General features: G+C 38.9%; 17 protein-coding genes and 5 pseudogenes. 5 read left to right on the plus strand and 17 right to left on the minus strand.

Features of this window, described 5'->3' with window-relative positions:
* Positions 1-6: 6 nt before the first annotated feature.
* Complete coding sequence (locus tag AC0VYG_RS16705; protein ID WP_475429065.1) at positions 7-129, minus strand: hypothetical protein; 123 nt, start codon at positions 127-129, stop codon at positions 7-9.
* Positions 130-211: 82 nt separating this feature from the next.
* Here AC0VYG_RS16705 and AC0VYG_RS16710 point away from each other — a divergent pair.
* The 3 pseudogenes from AC0VYG_RS16710 to AC0VYG_RS16720 form a co-directional block, all read left to right on the plus strand.
* Positions 212-442 (plus strand): annotated as a pseudogene (locus AC0VYG_RS16710) (IS5/IS1182 family transposase); the annotation flags it as partial.
* Positions 443-657: 215 nt separating this feature from the next.
* Positions 658-1,533 (plus strand): annotated as a pseudogene (locus tag AC0VYG_RS16715) (IS982 family transposase).
* A 43-nt stretch (positions 1,534-1,576) separates the two neighbouring features.
* Positions 1,577-2,464, plus strand: a pseudogene (locus tag AC0VYG_RS16720) (IS110 family RNA-guided transposase); the annotation flags it as partial.
* A 375-nt stretch (positions 2,465-2,839) separates the two neighbouring features.
* Here AC0VYG_RS16720 and AC0VYG_RS16725 read toward each other — a convergent pair.
* From AC0VYG_RS16725 to AC0VYG_RS16785, 13 genes are all read right to left on the minus strand, one after another.
* A complete protein-coding gene (locus AC0VYG_RS16725) occupies positions 2,840-3,364 on the minus strand; it encodes a transposase (RefSeq protein ID WP_475429066.1) in 525 nt (174 codons plus the stop codon).
* A complete protein-coding gene (locus AC0VYG_RS16730) occupies positions 3,318-3,998 on the minus strand; it encodes an IS4 family transposase (RefSeq protein ID WP_475429067.1) in 681 nt (226 codons plus the stop codon). The genes AC0VYG_RS16725 and AC0VYG_RS16730 overlap by 47 nt, the downstream gene beginning before the upstream one ends.
* A gap of 250 nt (positions 3,999-4,248) precedes the next feature.
* Positions 4,249-5,499, minus strand: coding sequence for a group II intron reverse transcriptase/maturase (gene ltrA / locus AC0VYG_RS16735; protein ID WP_475429068.1), 1,251 nt, complete (start codon positions 5,497-5,499; stop codon positions 4,249-4,251).
* A 464-nt stretch (positions 5,500-5,963) separates the two neighbouring features.
* A complete protein-coding gene (gene tnpC, locus AC0VYG_RS16740) occupies positions 5,964-7,421 on the minus strand; it encodes an IS66 family transposase (RefSeq protein WP_475429069.1) in 1,458 nt (485 codons plus the stop codon).
* Between the two features lie 26 nt (positions 7,422-7,447).
* Entirely contained in the window at positions 7,448-7,792 is a 345-nt protein-coding gene (gene tnpB, locus AC0VYG_RS16745; RefSeq protein WP_475429070.1) for an IS66 family insertion sequence element accessory protein TnpB, read from the minus strand.
* Positions 7,792-8,076 carry an IS66 family insertion sequence element accessory protein TnpA gene (tnpA, locus tag AC0VYG_RS16750; protein WP_475429071.1) on the minus strand — a complete coding sequence of 95 codons (285 nt, stop codon included), beginning with the start codon at positions 8,074-8,076 and terminating at the stop codon, positions 7,792-7,794. The genes tnpB (AC0VYG_RS16745) and tnpA overlap by 1 nt, the downstream gene beginning before the upstream one ends.
* Before the next feature lie 119 nt (positions 8,077-8,195).
* Entirely contained in the window at positions 8,196-8,348 is a 153-nt protein-coding gene (tnpB, locus tag AC0VYG_RS16755) for an IS66 family insertion sequence element accessory protein TnpB (protein WP_475429072.1), read from the minus strand.
* A gap of 210 nt (positions 8,349-8,558) precedes the next feature.
* On the minus strand, positions 8,559-9,764 hold the full coding sequence (locus AC0VYG_RS16760; RefSeq protein ID WP_475429073.1) for a S41 family peptidase: 1,206 nt from the start codon (positions 9,762-9,764) through the stop codon (positions 8,559-8,561).
* Entirely contained in the window at positions 9,757-11,883 is a 2,127-nt protein-coding gene (locus AC0VYG_RS16765; protein WP_475429074.1) for a peptidase domain-containing ABC transporter, read from the minus strand. Before AC0VYG_RS16765 ends, AC0VYG_RS16760 begins: the two co-directional genes overlap by 8 nt.
* Positions 11,870-12,994, minus strand: a complete 1,125-nt coding sequence (locus tag AC0VYG_RS16770) for a hypothetical protein (protein WP_475429075.1) — start codon at positions 12,992-12,994, stop codon at positions 11,870-11,872. Before AC0VYG_RS16770 ends, AC0VYG_RS16765 begins: the two co-directional genes overlap by 14 nt.
* A gap of 161 nt (positions 12,995-13,155) precedes the next feature.
* The gene (locus tag AC0VYG_RS16775; RefSeq protein ID WP_475429076.1) at positions 13,156-14,118 is read right to left on the minus strand and encodes an IS5 family transposase; all 963 of its coding nucleotides are present in this window, start codon (positions 14,116-14,118) and stop codon (positions 13,156-13,158) included.
* 67 nt (positions 14,119-14,185) lie between these two features.
* Positions 14,186-15,109: a radical SAM protein gene (locus AC0VYG_RS16780; protein WP_475429077.1), complete on the minus strand. Its 924-nt coding sequence runs from the start codon at positions 15,107-15,109 to the stop codon at positions 14,186-14,188.
* Positions 15,110-15,247: 138 nt separating this feature from the next.
* Positions 15,248-15,433, minus strand: coding sequence for a hypothetical protein (locus AC0VYG_RS16785; protein WP_475429078.1), 186 nt, complete (start codon positions 15,431-15,433; stop codon positions 15,248-15,250).
* 342 nt (positions 15,434-15,775) lie between these two features.
* Here AC0VYG_RS16785 and AC0VYG_RS16790 point away from each other — a divergent pair.
* A pseudogene (locus tag AC0VYG_RS16790) lies at positions 15,776-16,460 on the plus strand (transposase); the annotation flags it as partial.
* 355 nt (positions 16,461-16,815) lie between these two features.
* On the opposite strand, the gene AC0VYG_RS16795 reads toward AC0VYG_RS16790, so the two are convergent.
* Positions 16,816-17,808: an IS110 family RNA-guided transposase gene (locus tag AC0VYG_RS16795; protein WP_475449866.1), complete on the minus strand. Its 993-nt coding sequence runs from the start codon at positions 17,806-17,808 to the stop codon at positions 16,816-16,818.
* Positions 17,809-17,995: 187 nt separating this feature from the next.
* Positions 17,996-18,676 carry a TnsA endonuclease N-terminal domain-containing protein gene (locus tag AC0VYG_RS16800; RefSeq protein ID WP_475429080.1) on the minus strand — a complete coding sequence of 227 codons (681 nt, stop codon included), beginning with the start codon at positions 18,674-18,676 and terminating at the stop codon, positions 17,996-17,998.
* Between the two features lie 178 nt (positions 18,677-18,854).
* Between AC0VYG_RS16800 and AC0VYG_RS16805 the strand changes: the two are divergent.
* A pseudogene (locus AC0VYG_RS16805) lies at positions 18,855-19,025 on the plus strand (transposase); the annotation flags it as partial.
* A 32-nt stretch (positions 19,026-19,057) separates the two neighbouring features.
* Here AC0VYG_RS16805 and AC0VYG_RS16810 read toward each other — a convergent pair.
* The gene (locus tag AC0VYG_RS16810) at positions 19,058-20,101 is read right to left on the minus strand and encodes an IS630 family transposase (RefSeq protein WP_475429081.1); all 1,044 of its coding nucleotides are present in this window, start codon (positions 20,099-20,101) and stop codon (positions 19,058-19,060) included.
* Between the last annotated feature and the right edge of the window lie 59 nt (positions 20,102-20,160).

Consider the following 20,160-nt stretch of genomic DNA (forward strand, 5'->3'; position numbering starts at 1 on the left):
TGAGTTTTATGAAGCCTCGTCAGACAGAGACCATACCGCAAAAGGATTTATTCCGCCATCAATGGCTTTCCGCATGTCGGTTGGGCCACAAATGAGCGTGACATTAAGTTGGGAAGATGCTGTAAACATAAGCCTGTTGTTCCTATTCAAGAAAACAACAGACTTTAGAGAGTTTGAAGAGGGTTAAAATGTGTGGTTTGCCACACGCTTACATGCCAAACAATATAAGCGGATGAAAAAAGCGATCAAGCAAGTCAAAGGCTTTTTAGGGCGAGTCCTGCGAGATGTTGATCGGCAAGTAAAACGACAAGGATTAACGCTCACTCAAAAGCAAGAAGACACACTCAACCAAGCCTATCGATTACTAAAACAAACTCGCCAGAGCAAAAACAAGCTGTATAGCTTGCATGAACCTAATATGGACTGCATATCCAAAGGCAAAGGTAAGCAATGGGATGGACTCATCCTCACCTCCGATGCACTACTCTAAATAGAGTTAAAAACATACCCGTGGTGCATTTGGAGAACTAAAAAAATAAGCCGCTCATATATGAGTTATCATTAGTTATCATTAGTTATCATTAGTTATCATTAGTTATCATTAGTTATCATTAGTTATCATTAGTTATCATTAGTTATCAAAAAAACGGTAACAATATGAGCGACTTACAAACTGTTTATAACAAAATACTAGAACTTTTGCACGATATCGAGCCGAAAGAGAACCTTCTTAATCAGATCCGGCAGCCAAAACTCTCAGATAAAAGGTTACTCGCGTTGAGTCTCGTAGCGGAAATGCTAGGAATTGATTCAGAACACTTTTTATTCAAACAGCTACCTAAAAGTGTTGAGGGGAAGATTGAACGCTCGGTTTATAACAGACGATTGCGAAGATTAAGATCAAAGTTAGAAGAAATCAGGCAAGTCATTGTCACACTGATTGATGATCCTAGTGACATCCATCTTGTCGATAGTATGCCACTTGAAGTGTGTAAACTTAGTCGCAGTGGGCGAACGAAAATTTGTCAGGAATATGAAGAAAGTGCCCCTAGTTTTGGCTACTGCGCGGCACAAAAGCAACGGTATTATGGCTATAAGCTTCACGCGGTATGCAGTTCAAACGGAATCATAAAAATGTACGATATATCAAAGGCTTCTGTGCATGATATTCATTACCTAAACGATGTAAAAGATCACCTAGAGCGCTGTGTTTTGGTCGGAGATAAGGGATATTTAAGCAGAGCGTGGCAACAGGACTTATTTGATTCAAACAAGATAGATTTACAAACGCCTATGAGAAAAAATTAGCATAATTTTCAGGCATTTTGTCCAGCTTATCGTAAACAAAGAAAACGGATAGAAACGCTTTTTTCTCAATTATGCGATCAATTTATGATCCGTCGAAATTACGCTAAGTCGTTTAGTGGGATGAGTCGGCGAATTGTTACAAAAGTCACTTCCCTGACCTTGATACAATGGTTTAATCAGCGTCAGGGAAACAAAATCAACAATTTGAAGGTGGTCATTTCCTAAATGCACCACGGGTAAAAACATTGTATTTAAAGAGGCTTGAGTGATGACTATTATTCGTGTTGGTGTTGATATCGAAAAATCTGTTTTTCACGTACATGGCGTTGATCGTCAGAGGAAATGTTGCTGGTCTGGCAAATACTCTCGTGCTAAATGGGTCGATCAGATTAAGAAAAAAGTCCCTCAAGAGGCTGAGATAGCAATGGAAGCTTGCGCGTCTGCTCATTATTGGTCAAGAGTCCTTATGAGACACGGGTACATAGTCAAATTGATTGCGCCTCAATTTGTCAAACCTTATGTTAAAAGTAATAAAAACGACGCAGCGGATGCGGCCGCTATCGCGGAAGCAATGAGCCGCCCTCATATGCGGTATGTGGCTGTTAAAAGCGTAGATCAACAAGATATACAAGCGCTTCATCGTGTCCGTGAAGAGCTGGTTAAACAGAGAACCGCAAAAGCCAATCAGATTCGAGGATTAGTGGGAGAATACGGATTTGTTGCACCCATGGGGATTCACACATTAAGAAAAGCAATACCTTGCTGGTTAGAGGATGCTACGAACGGTCTTACTGATCGATTCCGTCTATTGCTAGCAGGCCTTCAAGAGGATTTGATCTTCATTGATCAAAGAGTCACATCGATCACGGCCGAAATAGAGCAACATGCGGCGAGTGATCCTGTGGCTAATAAACTTTTAGCGTTAAGAGGAATCGGACCACTTTCTGCGAGCGCATTAGCCGGAATAATAGGAGACGGAAAACAATTTCGTCGTGGTCGTGATTTTGCCGCTTCGTTGGGGTTGACGCCCCGCCAGCATAGTACAGGGGGTAAAGACCGTTTGTTGGGAATATCTAAACGGGGAGATAGTTACCTGAGAAAGTTATTGGTCCATGGTGCCCGTTCTGTGGTTCGGCACACACAAAATAAAGAAGGTAATCTGAGTCACTGGATTGTAAGCGTTCATTCTACGCCGTTATTGACACTCAGAGCAATGGCGATTTCAACGGATTGTCTGCGAACAGGTGTTTCCATCGTCTTGGTGTTAAATCGGCGACGTCTTTGGCTGGATGCTCGCTGACTCGTTGTAGTATATCCGTCAGGTAGACGTTGGGATCAATGTCATGCCACTACTGTCCGGTTAAACATATCCTAGCTTGATTTCCATCTGAGGACAGGTTTTCTCATCATTATTTTCTTTCCCTCGATCTGGTTTTAGAAGCTCTTCCATTGTCTTCCTATTCATCAGGTTGACGGCCATAAGTCGAGCAATTTGCTGCAACGAAAATGAACTCGGATCACTACTGTCCGGTTAAAAATATCCTAGCTTGATTTCCATCTGAGGACAGGTTTTCTCATCATTTTCTTTTCCTCGATCTGGTTTTAGAAGCTCTTCCATTGTCTTCTTATTCATCAGGTTGACGGCCATAAGTCGAGCAATTTGCTGCAACGAAAATGAACTCGGATAGCTCGTTTGAGCAAGCTTTAAAAGCACATACGAGATCAGCGCCACGAGTACTTGGATCATGACGGCATTCTCGCTTCGACCAACAAAACGCTTAATTTTTAAGTTCTGCTTTATCCATTTAAAAAAGAGTTCAATCTGCCAGCGCTGCTTATAGAGATCGGCCATCTTTTGGGCAGAACGCCCAAAATCGTTGCTAATAAATACCAGGGTTTTCTTGTCTTCTTCCCTTAAAAATACGATTCGTCTGAGCGAGATCGGACAGTCTTTTTGGGCCTTTGGTGCACAAAAAGAAATCACTTCATCCGATATGACTTGGGGAGAATCAGTCTCTCGCGTTTCTTTTACTTCGTAGCGAGCATTGCATTTCATCCGACCAACAAAGAATGATTTTTTGCTGTGTCAGCGAGTAGTACCAGCTATAAGTATTATAAGCTCGGTCCACGACATACGTGGCTTTAGGGAGTATGGGCAGATTTTTTACCGCTTTGCTATCACTGGTTTTAGCGGACGTCATTTCAAAATAAACGAGCAACTCAGATTCTGGATCATAGACTGTATGAAGTTTTATACCAGACTTACTTGAACGAAATTTTGCCCATTCGAATTGGTTGAGATTCAAATCAATCATTGTGGAATCAATAAGACGAATCATTTCTTTTGATGTCTTCGACGGAAGGCCAGTTCGAACTTGCCCCAAGAGATAAAAAAACGCTTCTTTAAATATCCCAGTAGGCGTTTTGTTATTCGCATCCGCCAAGGTTGAACGATGAACTTTTCGAGAACCAAGATGATAAAGATGACGATGCTGGCTGTTAAACCCTTCAACAATATCGCGTAACGATTGTCGCCCGCAAAGCTGGCAAAACAGCATGGCTAACAACTGATCCCAACAACTTAATGTGCGTCGTCGGTAGTCACCGTTATAACGATCAACCGTTTTTTGAAAGCAAGAATGAGGTAAAAATTTTAGCAGTTGATGAAAGATCGTATTAGAATGTGACATGCCTGAATTCCTTGGGGGTAAATTGAAGTCGTCGTTGTCTACATTCTATCGTATCTCATTGAATTCAGGCCCTTCAAATCTTCTTCCGATTTTTAACCGGACAGCAGTGATGTCATGCAGTTTACACGTGCTGATTAGGCTTTGGATGAGGCCAACGTGCTCGGCCCCCAGTTCTGTCCAACAGAGTCGAGTCAGCAAGGGGGAATTTCGCCCCCAAGCTGCTCACAGAACCGTACGTGACAGTCTCCCGTCATACGGCTCTTGGTCGCACATTTGATGCACGAAGTAATTCCCAATGAGCAAAAAGCGTTGGCATGCGTTTACGTACTTGATCAAGCTTTCGCTCCGCTTCTCGCGTACCGATTTTTAGCTTGCATCTTGTCCATTTAATCAACCTTGATTGAAAGACAGACCAGAGACGATAGCTAAAATGTCGATACCAGAACTTGCCATAGTATTGTATCCAACCTCTTAGCGAGGCATTGTACCTCTGTGCAAGTTCTTTCAATGTGGCTCTAGATGATCGATGTATTCGCCACGACGTAATCGTTTTAGTGATTCGTTTCATGGCGCTCATTGAGGCACCCGCAGCACATTTTCTGAACAAACAACCGTCTTTTCGCCTAAGCGTTCTAACCTTAAAGTCATAGCCTAGGAACGTGAACACTTTCTTTACGTTATGGCGTGGAAACGTATCTATGTACACCACATTCGATTTGGCCTCATTGATACTCAACCCCACTTCCTCCATTCGTCGTTGGATCGCTTCTTTTAACTTCACTGCCTCTGACATTCGACTGCAATGACATACAATGTCGTCTGCATACCGTTCAAAGGGTACATAGCGCCAATGTTTAGCCATCCATCGGTCAAAAGCGTAATGAAGAAATAAGTTCGCCAAGATGGGTGAGATAACCCCACCTTGCGGTGTGCCGCGCGTTCTTTGAGTTAGGGTGTCTGGCTTGCTTGGATCTGTCATGGGCGCTTGCATCCACCTACGGCAGTACAATACAACCCAGCGCGGCAGATCATGGTGCTCTAACGCTTTCACCACCAGATCATGACGGACATGATCAAAGAAGGCCTTAATGTCCACCTCTAATACCCAGCTTTTAAAGCGACAGTTACGCTCACATTGCGTTAACGCCATATGCGCTGATCGATTAGGACGATAACCAAATGAGCTATGATGAAATAGCTTATCCAATCGCGTTTCCAAATAGATCTTGACTGCCCCTTGCGCGATACGATCACTGATTGTTGGAATACCCAGTATTCTGTCTGAACCATCCGCTTTCGGAATTCGCTTTTCACGAACTGGTGGCGGCAGGTAACTACCAGAACACATACGGTTCCATATTTTGTAAAGATTACGATCTCTGTTGTTATCAAATTGCGTCATTGTTTGGCCATCGCAGCCCGGTGCACCTTTATTGCGCTTGACCGATTTATACGATTGCCACACGAGAGATTTGGGAATCTCAAATGCTTTGCCTTGCATTAAAACGTCATCCTCTTAAAAAAAAGTTGTGTTCTAATCAATTCGGCGACCCAGACCCCTTCGCTCCAGCGCCATTACAGCGCGTTCAACACTACTACGAGTCTGTCCGTCCCTACTGCCCGATACGTGCTAACAGTAGGTTCTCACGTTTCCTAAGCTGGCCTAGTTAAAAGTCTCGCAGCCTTAACACCGGATGCCATGTAGCCAGTAATCAGGTTGCTGCTACACTAATCAGGGGGTGGCCATACAACCCCTTTTTGACATCACCTAAGATTTCGATGCGTCTTCGAACCGTTCACTTTCGTTCGACTCTTTTAACCTCACTTGACGGTAGTGTCTCCGCCTTTTCCTGAATCGCTCACCACCAAAGACCTTAGTCAATAGCAGCATCAGGCAGTTTGATCAGTGTTCCTGAAAACCCTGACCGGAGGGCCTACCTCCATCCAACTTAGAACATGGCGTCATTATGCTGCAAGATGTTCTACTTCATAATGCCTCCTTCGTGACACACAGAGCCAGTTTTTCTTACCCATTGGGATAGGTCTTATCTCTCGCTCTAGGTGGTTAGTGTCCATGGCGACATCGGGATTTTCTAAGAAGACCATCAGTTGGCGCTTGCGCTTTAAGGTGTAGTTCAACGCTTTCATCCAGCTATCGTCTGGCAGTAGGTCGGCTCGTTGGCTTTGTTCTTCGCAGAAGGCAAAAAACTGGTCCACTAAGGGTTTGCTGTGTCGTGCTCGATAATCTTGTTTTTTCTCTCCCGTCCAGCTTTTCTGTTGGATATAACTTTCCTGTTTATACAAGGCGGCAATCAGGTTTAGGGCATGTGTGACAGCGTCGGTTTCTTCCCTTTCGGCTTTCAATAGCTGACGACGCATGTGCACCCAGCACTGGGCATGGGTGATGTCTGGCGATTTGGCTTCGTAGCGGCTGTAAGCGGCATAGCCATCGGTCAGCAAGGTGCCTTGCCAAACATGATCCAACAAGTCTTGGATGTGTTTCATGCCACGACTTTGGGAGAAGGTAAACACCACTTCGTCTTTGTCACCATACACCGGCCAAAAATACGCTTGTTTCATTTTGCCGGGTTGGTTGCCTACCCCAGGCTGCCGGGTGACTTTAATGGGCGTTTCGTCCATGGCCAGTGTGTTGCTGTCCAGTACACTGATAAGTTGCTCTATCACGATAGGCCGCAGCAGTTCGATTCCGCGTTTAGTGAGGTTCGTCAGCGTCGCTCGGCTGAGGGTGATGCCAGCGGCACTAAGTTGTTGGTGTTGACGATAGAGGGGTAAATGATAAAGGAACTTGTTGACCAGTAAGCCAACGATAAAGCTGACATCCGCGACAGAGCTGTCAAAAATCACATCGGGCTGTGGCGCGGTAATAAGCTGTTTGCTGGCTTTGTGTTTGACCACTTGGCGCTTGGTAATCACCACCTCGTAAGCACTGGTTTTTTGTACGATGCGGCTGACTTCTTTGAAGCCCACTGCTTCGTAATGATCGGCCTCTGGGCCTTGTAGTTCATCCGCTAGAATCACCTTTTCACGAACCGGTACGGACTCGTCAAAACGCAGTCCGGTGATGTTGATTTCATTGCCTTTGCGGGACTTGGGGGCTTTGCCCCGAACGCTGGCAGACTCAGGCTTGTTATTCTCAACCGTAGACGCTTTTTCTGCTGGCGTTGGCTCGGCTGGCATGGGGCCCACGATATCAGCGAGGGCTCGTTGTTCAGGAGTGAGTAAGCCTCGACGTTCGCTTTTCGGCCCGAACAGCTCGCGTTTTAGTGCCCACACTTCGGCTTCGTATTGTCGGATTCTTGAAGACATCGCCTCGTTTTCAGTGCGCAGTTTTTCGACCTCATTCGTGTGAAGCAAATCAGTGTTTTTAAAAGGTAAAATAGGTCGATAAGTGGCGTCGTTCATGGGGTTGGATTATACCATCCAACCCTTTAAGATGCGTGTTTGTAGCGCTTAAATTGACGATATTTTTCGACTTTTATGCCCGCCAACAGATGCTGTAATTCAATCACACTTAGGGCGTGTTTGGCATTTACTGATGGCGCATAATTGAACTGCCCTTGAGACAGTCGCTTGCACCAAATGCAGTAACCCGAAGTGTCGAAATAGAGGATTTTCATCTGCGTTTTGCGCCGGTTAATGAACACAAAATACCCGATGAGAGGGTTCTCTTTGAGGTGTTGTTTAATCAGTCCTAACAAACCACGATAGGACTTGCGCATATCAGTGGGTTGGGTATGCAACCAAATTTTAGCGTTGGGATCGGGCAGGAACATCAGTCACGACTCAGCCGAAGTTCAACACCATCACCTAGGCACAGAGTAATGTTCCAGCGCCCAGAACCTGATAGAGTAGGAACCTGACTGAGATCGATGAAGTCTGAGTGGGGAGCCTCTGACGGTGTGCGAAGACTGGAGAAATGCTGACGCCATTTACTAAAACTGGCGTAACTGACGCCGTGTTGCTGGCAATATTGAGGAGCAGATAAGTCAGATTGAGCTTGATCATTAATGATTTGTTGCCATTCAGAAGAAGAACGACGGGCATAGGGTTTGGTCATGGGTTGGACTCCGTTATCGGTTATGATATGAAAACGGAGTCTAGTTTAGAGTACGAAAAGATGGGATGAAATAACGGCGTAGAATGAACGCTTACATTGCTATGATTGTCAATGACTCCCTAGAATGAACGCTTACTACCAAACAACTGTTCTGTACAAGGTTCTTTTTCCAAATCGTAAGCGACAATATTGCATAATCCATCAATGGCTTTACGCATGTCGGTTGGGCCACAAATGAGCGTGACGTTAAGTTGGGAAGATGCTGTAAACATAAGCCTGTTGTTCCTATTCAAGAAAACAACAGACTTTAGAGAGTTTGAAGAAGGTTAAAATGTGTGGTTTGCCACACGCTTACAAAAGATCAAGTTTAGCTAAGAGAAAATCACCCTGAAAAAATGATTGGATCAAATTTAGACTTGACCTAGCGGGAGTATTATATACGTCTTGATTAGTTCTTCGTTATCATTTTTTCAACTCACAAGCTAAGGAAAGTCAAAAGCAAACTGTAAAGGGGAATCAATTCCTTGACTAAGGAGATCTGTCGTATGGTGCACAATATAATCAGGTGCTATTCCGACACGGATAAAATCGTTTGGTTGATTAATAAAATCATGCTTAACGGTGATTTGGCACCAATAGTTAGCTCCCAAATCTAAATTTATAGGTAAGCCAGAACTTCCAGCCGTAGTTTCCCCAATTAAAGTACAATTATCCAGTTGCCTAGCATATAATAGGAAATCTTCTGCTGCTGAAATAGTTTCGCAGTCTATCAATATGCAGATTTTGTTAACAGATACTGACATATCTGGAAAGACTGACTCTGATTTTCCCATATACCAATCAGAATTATTAGCTAAATTTTGCTTAGGATCCATATTATGAAACCAAGCAGTATGAAATGCATTAAAGGATAATGTCCTCCAGTACGGGCCATCTAATTTTTTATTAGAAAAAGATGCTAGTAACTTTATTGCTAAGAGACCATTTCCACCACAATTACCTCTTATATCTATAATCAATTTCGAAACACTTCGAAGTTTTTTAAATTCTTTTAAAATATTATAGATTTCATTTTCATTAGAAAAGGATGAAAGATAAATATAAGAAACATGTTTGTTAAATACATTTTCCTTAGATGTAAAAGATGGAATGCTACCATCTAAAGAAAACTCGCTTGCATTATATAATTCATTAACTTGTATACTTTTTTCATTATTATTTTTATCAGTAAATGTAATAGTAGGGGTTTTGGAGTACTGATCACTAAAAATAAACTTCAAAGTCCTTGATATGCCATGATCTAAGCGTGAGTAGGAGAAGTTTTTTAAGTTATCATCAATCACTTCTGATAGAATCTTGTTATTTATTTTTAATACCTTTGAACCCAATGGTATTTTTTCGCTTAAACTATAAGATGTACCTATTACTAAAAAATTTGACTCATGGCATTTCACATTAATTCCATAATTCTTAGGTCTAATTCTGCGCTTATTATACACATTAGTATGAGCATCATTCAAGCAATGACACATTTTTTTGAAAAGACAATCTGCTTTATAAGATTCAAATTTTAATATACTATCAAAAAATATCTCATCGAATATTTTAATATGATTGTTGTCAATGAAGTTACTATAAAATTTATGAATGTTCTTCCAGAATAAAAATACACTTTGCAAATCACTCATTAGAGTTCACCTTATGATTTGTGGTTTTTAAATTACTATTTTCTAAAGTAAGCACAATATCTGCAGATTGAATAGTCTCAGGCCTGTGAGCAATAAATATCTTTGTTATTTTTAGGTTCCTTAATTTTAAAGAAATTTTTCTTTCCAAATTAATATCAAGATTACTTGTCGATTCATCAAGAAAAATAATCAAAGGATCTTTATATAAAGCCCTTGCTAATAATATTCTTTGCTTTTGTCCAATAGATATGTTTTTAGCTCCTTCAGTGATTATCGTATTGTAGCTTAGCTTCATCGATTCTACTTCACTTTTAACACAGGCAATCTCCAAACACCTTCTCACTTTATCAAAATCTATATTTTCTGAAAAAAGAGATACATTTTGATATATACTGCCAGTAAACAAATGATCATCTTGTTGTACAATTCCTGATATCTCACGTATTGTATGTGAACTAACCTTGGTTTCCTTACCGTATTCATTCACAAGAAAAAATTCTCCTTCATAGTCATCATAAAAACCTAAAATGGTCTTAAAAAATGTTGTTTTTCCTATCCCTGAACGTCCTGTTATTGCAATTGATTGTCCCGGCTCTACTCTTAAAAACACATTTTTAAAAATAAAGTCTTTAGAACCTGGATACTTATAAGATAGATCTTTAATTGATAATCCAACTGATTTTTCTTCAATTTTATTTTTACTATATATAACCTCTGGATAGTTTATAACTTCCTCGATCCGTTCTAAATGACCATTTATTCTCAAAAAAATCAATGACTGCGTTATTGTATCAAGAATTCTATAAAAAAGAGCCTCCCTGTATAATATAATTATTGCAAAATCATCCAAAGACATAGTTTTTGATTTAAAAAGATGCAGTGAATAAACTATTACAAAAACCCTATTAGAAAAATTTATAAAAGACAAAAAAAAGTTTTCTTTATTTATTATTTTATCTAATTTAATAGATGAATTCATATGATTAGAAAAATGAAAAGCCCAGTTTATGATTCGATCTTGAGAACAATTGTTTACAAAAATAGCAGAGATGGATCTGATTGATTCAATTATCGAACTCATATGCTTTGACTGATGAATGACAAAGTCATTTTCCAAAGATATTATTTTTTCGGAAAAATAATATCTAACTAAAAACATTAAAACAATTGAAAAAAAAGTAGAAAATGAAATATATATATTAATATAAAAAATAAACAATATTATAAATAAGGAGGTTATTCCTTTTATAATAATTATTAAAAATGAACTTCTAAGGAAATTTTTTACAACTTCTATGGACTGTAATCTGGTTATTATATTTCCACTACCTCTATTCTCAAAAAAAGAAATTTTTCTTGTTAAAAGCTTTGAAATAAATTTTTCACTCCAGTTTAATTGCAATTGTTTTTCATATATTAATATTGTTTTTTTAGAGTAATGAGAAATAATAATTTGCAAAAAAAACAAAGATATGACTGATAGAAATGGCGAAGAAAACAAATAATTTAAATCACTTTCAGCCATGTTTATATCCATAGACGTTTTGGCAAAAGCTATAGGCAATATTGAGTTAAGTAATTCGAGGATAATGAACACTAAAAAAACAACTAAAAGAATATTTTTTTCAACGTCAAAAATTTTAAATCTTTCTGCTTTTTTTTTGATGAAATCATTTTCAATATCAATTGTCACTTTTTGATAATTTGATATAAGTATTGCTATGAATGATGTGCTATCAAAAAACTCTTCTTTTTCTATTATTCTCCTCCCTATGATTGGATCAATTATATATATTTTTTTCTTGCTAATCCTTTCGAGAATAACATAATGTGAGTTATCCCAATGTATTATACATGGTAGAGAAAGTTTGCTAAAGTTTTCTTTGTTAAACTTAATGGCTTTTGCTTTCATTTTAAGCTTTTCAAATGTATCAATCACATTAAGTATTGACATGCCATAGGTGTATGGACCTGTTATTTCTCTAATTGAATCAAGTGATATATAATGATTAAAATAACCAAATATCATTGCGATACAGCTAAGACCACATTCGTTTTGTTCACTTTGTCTTATAGGGACAATCTTATTTTTCCCCAAAAAAATATTAAATATTTTCAAGAAGCTTTCCTTTAATAAAGTTTTTGGATCTGAATTTTAGTTTTATTTTAGTTCCATCTAAAAGTCCTCTAAAACTCTTTTCTGGTAATAAAGATTCTAAATAAAATTCAGAATAATATTCCTTTTTTTTATCATTGTAGATAATTTGACTGATTTTTCTAAAAGAACATATAATACTGTTATTTTTATTTTTCAAGTGATAGCCTATTGGAAATATAATCTCAGCACAAGTAGCATTATCTATTTGATAAAAATTATCTTTATTTATTTCAGCGACGATTCTCGATTTTTTGGCGTTTTCTTTTGAGTAAAATATTTTCTCTCCTTTTTCAAAGTATGTATTATCTCTAATTCTTTTTCTTCCAAAATTATAAATGTTATTTTTAATGGTTATTTTAATTCCATTGATTTGAATATTTAAAAACTCTATCTTGGATTTTATATCTTGTATATCCAAATTCACATTGGAAATTTTCTCTCTTAAATCACTAAGGTGATCATTTTTAATTTCTTTTATATTGTTTTCAATGTTATCTAAGTTTTGCTTATAAGTTAGTAAATCAACTTCCATTTTTTCTTTTTTTGTGTTGCGTGACTGAAAATCAGATTCAGATATAGCAACACCTAAGACTTTTTTATACTTTTTTATTGAGTTGTTAGAAGATTTCAATAAAGAATTAAGGATGCTTATCTTTTCTCTCAGTAAGTTTTTATTTTTTTCCATATTTGAAATTTTATATTTATTATTGTTAATCCTTTCTATTCTCTCTTCATAAAAAATATTTTTTTTCAATAAAAGTAGAGAAAGTTTTTTTTGATATTGCCTTACCTCTACTTTTTTTTCTTTAATATTATCCCCTAAAAATACCACATTCACTACTCCATTTACAGAAGATAGAATTTTAATATAACCATTAAAAGGGGCGAAAAATTCTCTTATATTTTCAGAGCGTATAAATTTAGCATTCACTATTAATTCAGAAGAACTAAAAGCACCAAAAGAAAACAAAAAAAGAAAAAAAATAATTAATATTATAAAGTATATATCTTTTTTTTTAGTCGAACTATCAATGTCTATTAACTTTGGATACTGTATATTTTCTGAAGACATATATTTAAGGAACCTCTGCTCTAATTAAACATCCCTCCCTTGTGTATAACTTATTGCTCATTTTGTGTTAAGAAGGTGCATTTTTCGGATCGATCGTCATATTTTCGCTCAGTTTATTGCTCTTTGCCTATTTTTAGGCGCACTCCACCCCCTAACTCCCATCACAACGCCTTACGCGCTTGATATAAATTCGCTAAGGCAAACAGCATATGTAGCTGAACGCCATTTTTATACAATCCCTTATAGCGTGTTTTCGTGTAGCCAAATTGACGTTTGATGATACGAAAAGGGTGCTCTACTTTGGCTCGGATACTCGACAAGAGTTTGGCGGTTTTTTGCCCTACCTCTTTTTCCTTATCGCTCAGCTTATCGGACTGGTAACGGCTTGGGCGTGGCACCGTTTGCCATTGCGTCTCACTGTATTTAAATTCGTCTCGTTTTTGGATTCCCTGATACCCTGAGTCCCCTATAGCAAACGCTTCCTCTCCGTGTAATATGTGTTCTGCCACCACAATATCATGGACATTGGCGGCGGTGGTGTGGACGCTGTGAACCAAACCATTACGAGCATCGACTCCGATATGCGCTTTCATACCAAAGTACCATTGATTGCCTTTTTTCGTTTGGTGCATTTCTGGATCCCTTGCTTTTTGCTTGTTTTTAGTCGAAGGGGGAGCGTTAATAATCGTGGCATCCACGATGGTGCCTGTGCGTAGCATCAAACCTCTTTCGTTTAGATACTCGACAACATCAGACAAAATCGCCTGCGTCAGTTGATGTTTCTCAAGCAAATGACGAAAATGGAGAATCGTCGTTTCATCTGGAATAGCCCCTCTGCTAAGGGAAAGTTTGGTAAACTGACGCATCGAGTGGATTTCGTAAAGTGATTCTTCCATCCCAGGATCACTTAGGTTGTACCATTGCTGCAAACAGTAGATTCTCAGCATAGTACCAAGCTCATAGGGCTTACGTCCTTTTCCCTGCCACTTTGGGTAATGAGGCGAGATCAACTCTTCTAAGCGCTTCCAAGGAATCACCTTATCCATTTCTAAAAGAAAGCGTTCGCGTTTTGTTTGTTTACGCTTGCTGTTATGTTCGGCATCAGAAAAGCTGAGTTGATCCATGGTATTGCCCCAAGTCGAAAGAAATAAAGAGAATCATGCCATAAGTTCGTCTTTTTTCAGAGATTCCTTAATCCTTGGATGCAGGACAATGTAGAGCTCTATCTTCTCTTGTAATAATCCCTCTACTCCATTTTCTTATTTTTTCTATATTTAAACTAATACTTCCATCAGGATTTATTTTTCCCACTTTATTTGATGGACTGTCTAATTTGACAGTACATTTTAACAAGTCTAAATGAGGGGATATTACATATGCGTTTAATTTGGCAGCATAACATATATAGTCAGACTTTACAGATCCACCAAAAATTGGGTCAGACTCATTGCCAAATAAATCCATTTCTAAGTTTCCGGAATAATTTCCAATTTTATGCACTGAAAAAGAAAACCGACTATCACTTAGAAATGTTTTTAGGGATGTATTTATTGCATTTTTTACTGATTTTATATTTTCTTTTGAAACATTAAGTCTAATAATACATGAAAAATATGATTTATTATCCTTTAGATTTTTCAAGCCTGCTATTACTTTTTCATAAGACTTTTTTCCTCCTTTATATGGTCTGAGTATATTATGATAAGTATCATCTCCATCAACTGTTATTTGATAAGATCTCACATTATAAGATAAAAGCTCATCAATGACAGAGGGTGTCAAAAGACTTGCATTTGTAGTAATATCACCTCTTAGTTGAATTTCATTTTCTTGTGTATATCCTAACGCGAAATCGCTTATATCTCTAATTACATCCATTCCTAATAGGGGTTCTCCTCCAAACCATTTTAAATTCAAAAGTAACAAGCCATTTTGTTCATGTTTTAATTTTATCATTTCTTTTATTGCTTTTCTTTCTTCCAGTTTCATTTTATAATTATTAAAATCAATATAGCAATATTTGCACCTAAAATTACATTGAGTTGTTGGTAATATTGTTAATTCTAATATTTTATTAGTAGATGCGAGAGCAATTTTCTTTTCATTTGTATACATAATATATTTGTCCTTAAATTTTAATTTTATAATATTTGTGCGTTTCTAATAGCAAATAGAATCCAATATCAATTAATATTTTTTGTTTTCAAATGAATATTTAAAAAATAAAGCGAGCACTAGGCTCGCTTGTTTTTGTCAAAGACATGATACGTTATGAGTGCATCCATCGTTGGATTGACAGCCAAAGTTATGAGCTGCTTCATGTATTAAGCCTCCTCCAATCTCATCTAAAAGCTCCTGATCGGTAATCGGTTCAAATGAGTCATCTACCAAAATAACAGTTCCATTATCTTTTACTTCAATAGCTGCATTCTTATTCATAATTACTCCTTAAAGTTTAATCAAATAAAATCCAAAGCTACCATTCCCCCATATAACTTGGTATCGCAGGTAGTGTTCAAAAAATACACAGGAAAGAACATAAATTATATACAAGTTCTTTTTTTTTGAACTTTCTTTGCTTTTTCATTTAAAAAAATGCAAAAAAATAGCACTTAAGTAGTGGACTGTAGAATTTAAGCAGGACATATATTTTCACTGGCAATGCAAAACTGACCCACTAACAACAATTTAAAATTGGCCCACCTGAGGTGGTAATCCCCCCGAAAATTAATAGCAGTCAAAAGTAGAACTTTCTCGTAATCTAAACGCAGGAGGTTCTGCATGAAAAAGTCACGTTATACAGACAGCCAGATCATGGCGATTTTGAAACAAGCCGAAGCCGGAACACCGGTCCACGAGCTTTGCCGTGAACATGGTATGAGTGCTGCATCATTTTATAAATGGCGTACCAAATATGGCGGTATGGATGCATCCTTAATGGCACGAATGAAAGAGCTTGAAGAAGAAAATCGTCGTCTTAAAAAGATGTATGCTGAGGAACGGTTAAAGCAGGAAGCCATGGAAAAAAGTGGTAAAGCCGTCTGAGCGGAGAATCATGGCTTGGGATACAGTAGCGAATAAAAAAGTTAGTATTCGTTTGGCTTGCTCGGCGTTTTCAATCAGTGAAACCTGCTATCGTTATCAGAGTCAAAACAGCGATGAAAATACACAGATTGCAGAGCTGTTGGTTGATCTCACAGTAGAGCAAACGGATTGGGGCTTTGGTCAGTGCTTCCATTACCTGTGCAATACAAAGAGTTATCTTTGGAACCATAAACGCGTGTACCGCATTTACTGTGAGCTGGCTTTGAACCTGCGTATTCGCCCAAGAAAACAGCTGAAACTAAATGTACCGGAGCCTCTGAAAGAACCGACCAAATCAGATCAGGTTTGGTCAATGGACTTCATGCATGATCAGCTAGCGGACGGTCGTAAGTACCGCCTTTTTAATGTGATTGACCATTTCTTATTTTGCGAGACATATATGGACGCTCCGGCTAGGTCAAGGCCGTACTGAATCGAATCACTCTTTCTTAGGGTGATTTTTTGTTTTCTTATTAACTGATCTTGATCTTTTCTAGTCGATCATCGTTGATGAAGGGTCGTACTGACATATATCCGGCCTATTTATGAAACACTTTTTAGTATGTTTCTGGCCCTAATGAGATCCGTACTTAGCTGTCTCAAACACCCACTCGGTTTTAAAAACCTTGTCTCGTACAGACTATTGCTAAGTGCGGAAAACCCGCTTTTACATCATGCTTTCATCGACATAGGTAAATCGTTTTCAGTTTATCTATTTCTTTTTTTATTTATGATCATTAAGCCGTGGTAGCTCGATAATCTTCGTTTCGTTGAAGTAGTATCCATGCTAATCGAGCAAGGCGATTGGCAATGGCGACAACGGCTTTATTTTTCCCTCGACGCTCAACAATCTGTTGGATCCATATCGACAGTTTGTCTGTTTTGCCTTTTGTTCTGTGCAGCAAGGTACGAGCACCGTGAATCAGTTGTTTTCGCAGATATCGATTCCCTCGTTTCGTAATTCCCCCATTTCTCGACTTTTCTCCACTAGCATATTGGCTAGGTGTGACGCCAAGCCAAACAGACAGGTCTCTTGGCTTACCAAACTGGCTGCCGTTACCAATGGAGGCAAACAAGGCGGTAGCATTAAGAACACCAATACCGGGTAAGGTCATTAGCCGTTGGCACAGAGGGTTGTCTTGCACGTAGACTTTTAGCTCTTTTTCTATCGACAAGCTCCGTCGGCTCAGGCTATCAAACTCTTCTTTGGCCTCCGCTAACTGCAATTTCATACGAGACGTTAAACGTGATTCAGCTGGGTCAAGTAAAAGGGAAACATGCTGCTTAAATCCTGCTAACCCCATGGGAATGATGACGCCGTATTCACTTAATAAACCGCGTATCTGATTAACAACACTAGTACGACGGGCAATTAATTTATCGCGAATGCGATGTAACGCTTGAATGTCTTGCTGTTCGACCGTTTTAAGGGGAACGCATTTAAGGTTAGGCCGCCATGAGGCTTCAGCAATGGCTAATGCATCGTTACGATCATTCTTATTACCTCGTACAAAAGGCTTCACGTGTTGGGCGGGAATAAGACGAACCTCATGCCCCATAGCAGAAAACACACGTGCCCAGTAATGACTGGAATAACAAGCTTCCATCGTCACAATCGAGGCTTCTTGATTGGCTAAAAGGCGGGTTAACTTAGTTCGTGAGACTTGTTTATTCTGAATAACGGTTCGATCAGGAGATAAGATACACACCTGAAAAACACCCACTTTCATGTATTCCAAAAAACTAGTACATCAATAAGTTCGATTGCTTTCCAAGCACAAAAAATAAATTCAACTCCACTTTTCACGAGTTGCCATCAAAAAAAACAGAAAAGACAGTAAGTAAATGCGCTTTTAGCCCAGTTTAAGACGAAGAGAAACGACTAGCATGTCGTTGCTAGCTTGGTGGAGGAATGTATTAAATAAAAGTGTTAGGCAAGTAGTTTAGCACTTTGCTGACGGGGCCCCTGTTCATGGTTAGTGGCTGATCTAAATCACAGTCAATTTTTCGGTTCGCAATGAGAGTCCAGATCATAGGAATCATTTTTGCTCTGTTGTAAGGTGAACTGCATAGAGCTGTTAGTAGCAAATCCGGGTCAGCCTCCTGCAGGTCACTCAGTATTGACAGAATATGGTTTTCCATTTCTGTTTCGATAATGGTGTTTTTATACGGCCAAAGAAATTTTGCATTGTCTAAAAATGGCGTTCTAATTTCTATTTCAGTAAACACCTTGAACGTCCACCCTCGCGATGTGGCGAACCGCTTAGCTGCTCGGAATTTCGGAAGTAACTCTTTCCATAAATTCTTAAGGTCTTCTCGGTATTTAATTTCATATAGAATTGGGCTGATGTAACAATCTTGCTGGAAATGTAGTAAGCCATCTGGCGTATAGGATCTTGGCTCTTGTTTACTATTTTCATACTGGATAGTAACTGGCTGAGGAATGATTTTTTCAAAGTTAGACTCAAATCGCAGTCTTTCCATGAAATCACGCTCTAGAGTTGATTCATAAGAGCCAATATCTGGTACGACTCCAGAAACACTTCTATTGGTGATTCCTATCTTTCGAGCTTCAGACGTATAAAAAGGCTTGCTCATTATTAAATACCTGTAGAATTTGATTTATATTATCACTTAGTTATGTTTCTTACATCGCCAAATTGGATAACATCGGTAAAGGTGCGTCTGGCGCAGCCGTACAAAACCTAAGGAATCTCTGAAAAAAGACGAACTTATGGCATGACTCTCTTTATTTCTTTCGACTTGGGGCAATACCATGGATCAACTCAGCTTTTCTGATGCCGAACATAACAGCAAGCGTAAACAAACAAAACGCGAACGCTTTCTTTTAGAAATGGATAAGGTGATTCCTTGGAAGCGCTTAGAAGAGTTGATCTCGCCTCATTACCCAAAGTGGCAGGGAAAAGGACGTAAGCCCTATGAGCTTGGTACTATTAACCCGGCGGGATTTTATATCTTCTAAGCGGCATAGCAAATTGACCTATGCTTAAAGTACTTTTTAACTCGATCTGGGTGCTTCTGTAACATTCTCATATGTGAGATCACTCTTCCTTTTAAAGCTTGTTCATTCTTTGGTGCATCACCAGTGTGGATACCTGCTTTTAGATCACAATTTAGGTATTCATCTGGGTTAAGTTCAGGTGAGTATGCTGGCAAATAAAAGACTTCTATTTGCTCTTTAATTTTTGGCTTAGCCAACCAGTTTCTTACTAACTTGGCATGATGGACTCGAAGGTTATCGAGTATCAGAAAAATCTTTTTCTTCGACGAGGAAATGAGTCTTTTCATGAAGCGCATCAATACTTTAGCGGTCATTGTATCGGAATAGGTCATAAAGCGAACTGTTCCTTGGTTTGTGACAGAAGAGATCATATTGAGGCGGCAGTGCTTCGCTGGAATCACTTGAACTGGTGTTTTGCCTCTGGGAGCGAAACTGCGTCCATGTTGACTGTCATTACGAATGCCTGTTTCATCACCCCAATGTATCTCCCCGCCTTCATTTGCCGCTCTTTCTTTGATTAAGGGATATTCTTCTTCAAGCCATTTAGACACTTTTTGCGGATTCTGCTCGTAAGCCTTTTTCAATGGCTTTTGTGGTGTAAAACCCCAGCGTTTTAGATAGTCTCCTATCGTTCTAATAGGCATATCCTTTCCCCACAATTGTTTGATGAGTTGTTGGATCGCCCGCCGCGTCCATAAAGCAAAATTCAACTTACACTGATCCGGCATTTTGTCTGTGATTTCTTGCTGGATGCGAGCTTCTTGTGCTTTGGTTAAGCTGCGAAATAGGCCTTCTTCGCGGCCACGCTTCTTATACTTAAAGCTGTCTTTTCCACGTTTTAAGTAGTCTCTATACCAACGACCAACGGTGTCAGCATGGACTCCAGTCACTTCTGAAATGTCTTTAAACAAGAAACCTTTATCACGCAGTTTGACAACTTGTTTTCGTAGTCTAGCAAGCTCTGAAGTGGGCAGTTTTCGGGGGTCTATTTTTTCGTTCATTCAGTGATTATATCAGATAATTCTTGCCGCCGGGTTAATAATTGATAAATTCTATATCA

It is taken from the genome of Marinomonas sp. 63XJN7_7_ISO-PGPR-S23-202 (genome assembly GCF_056173505.1).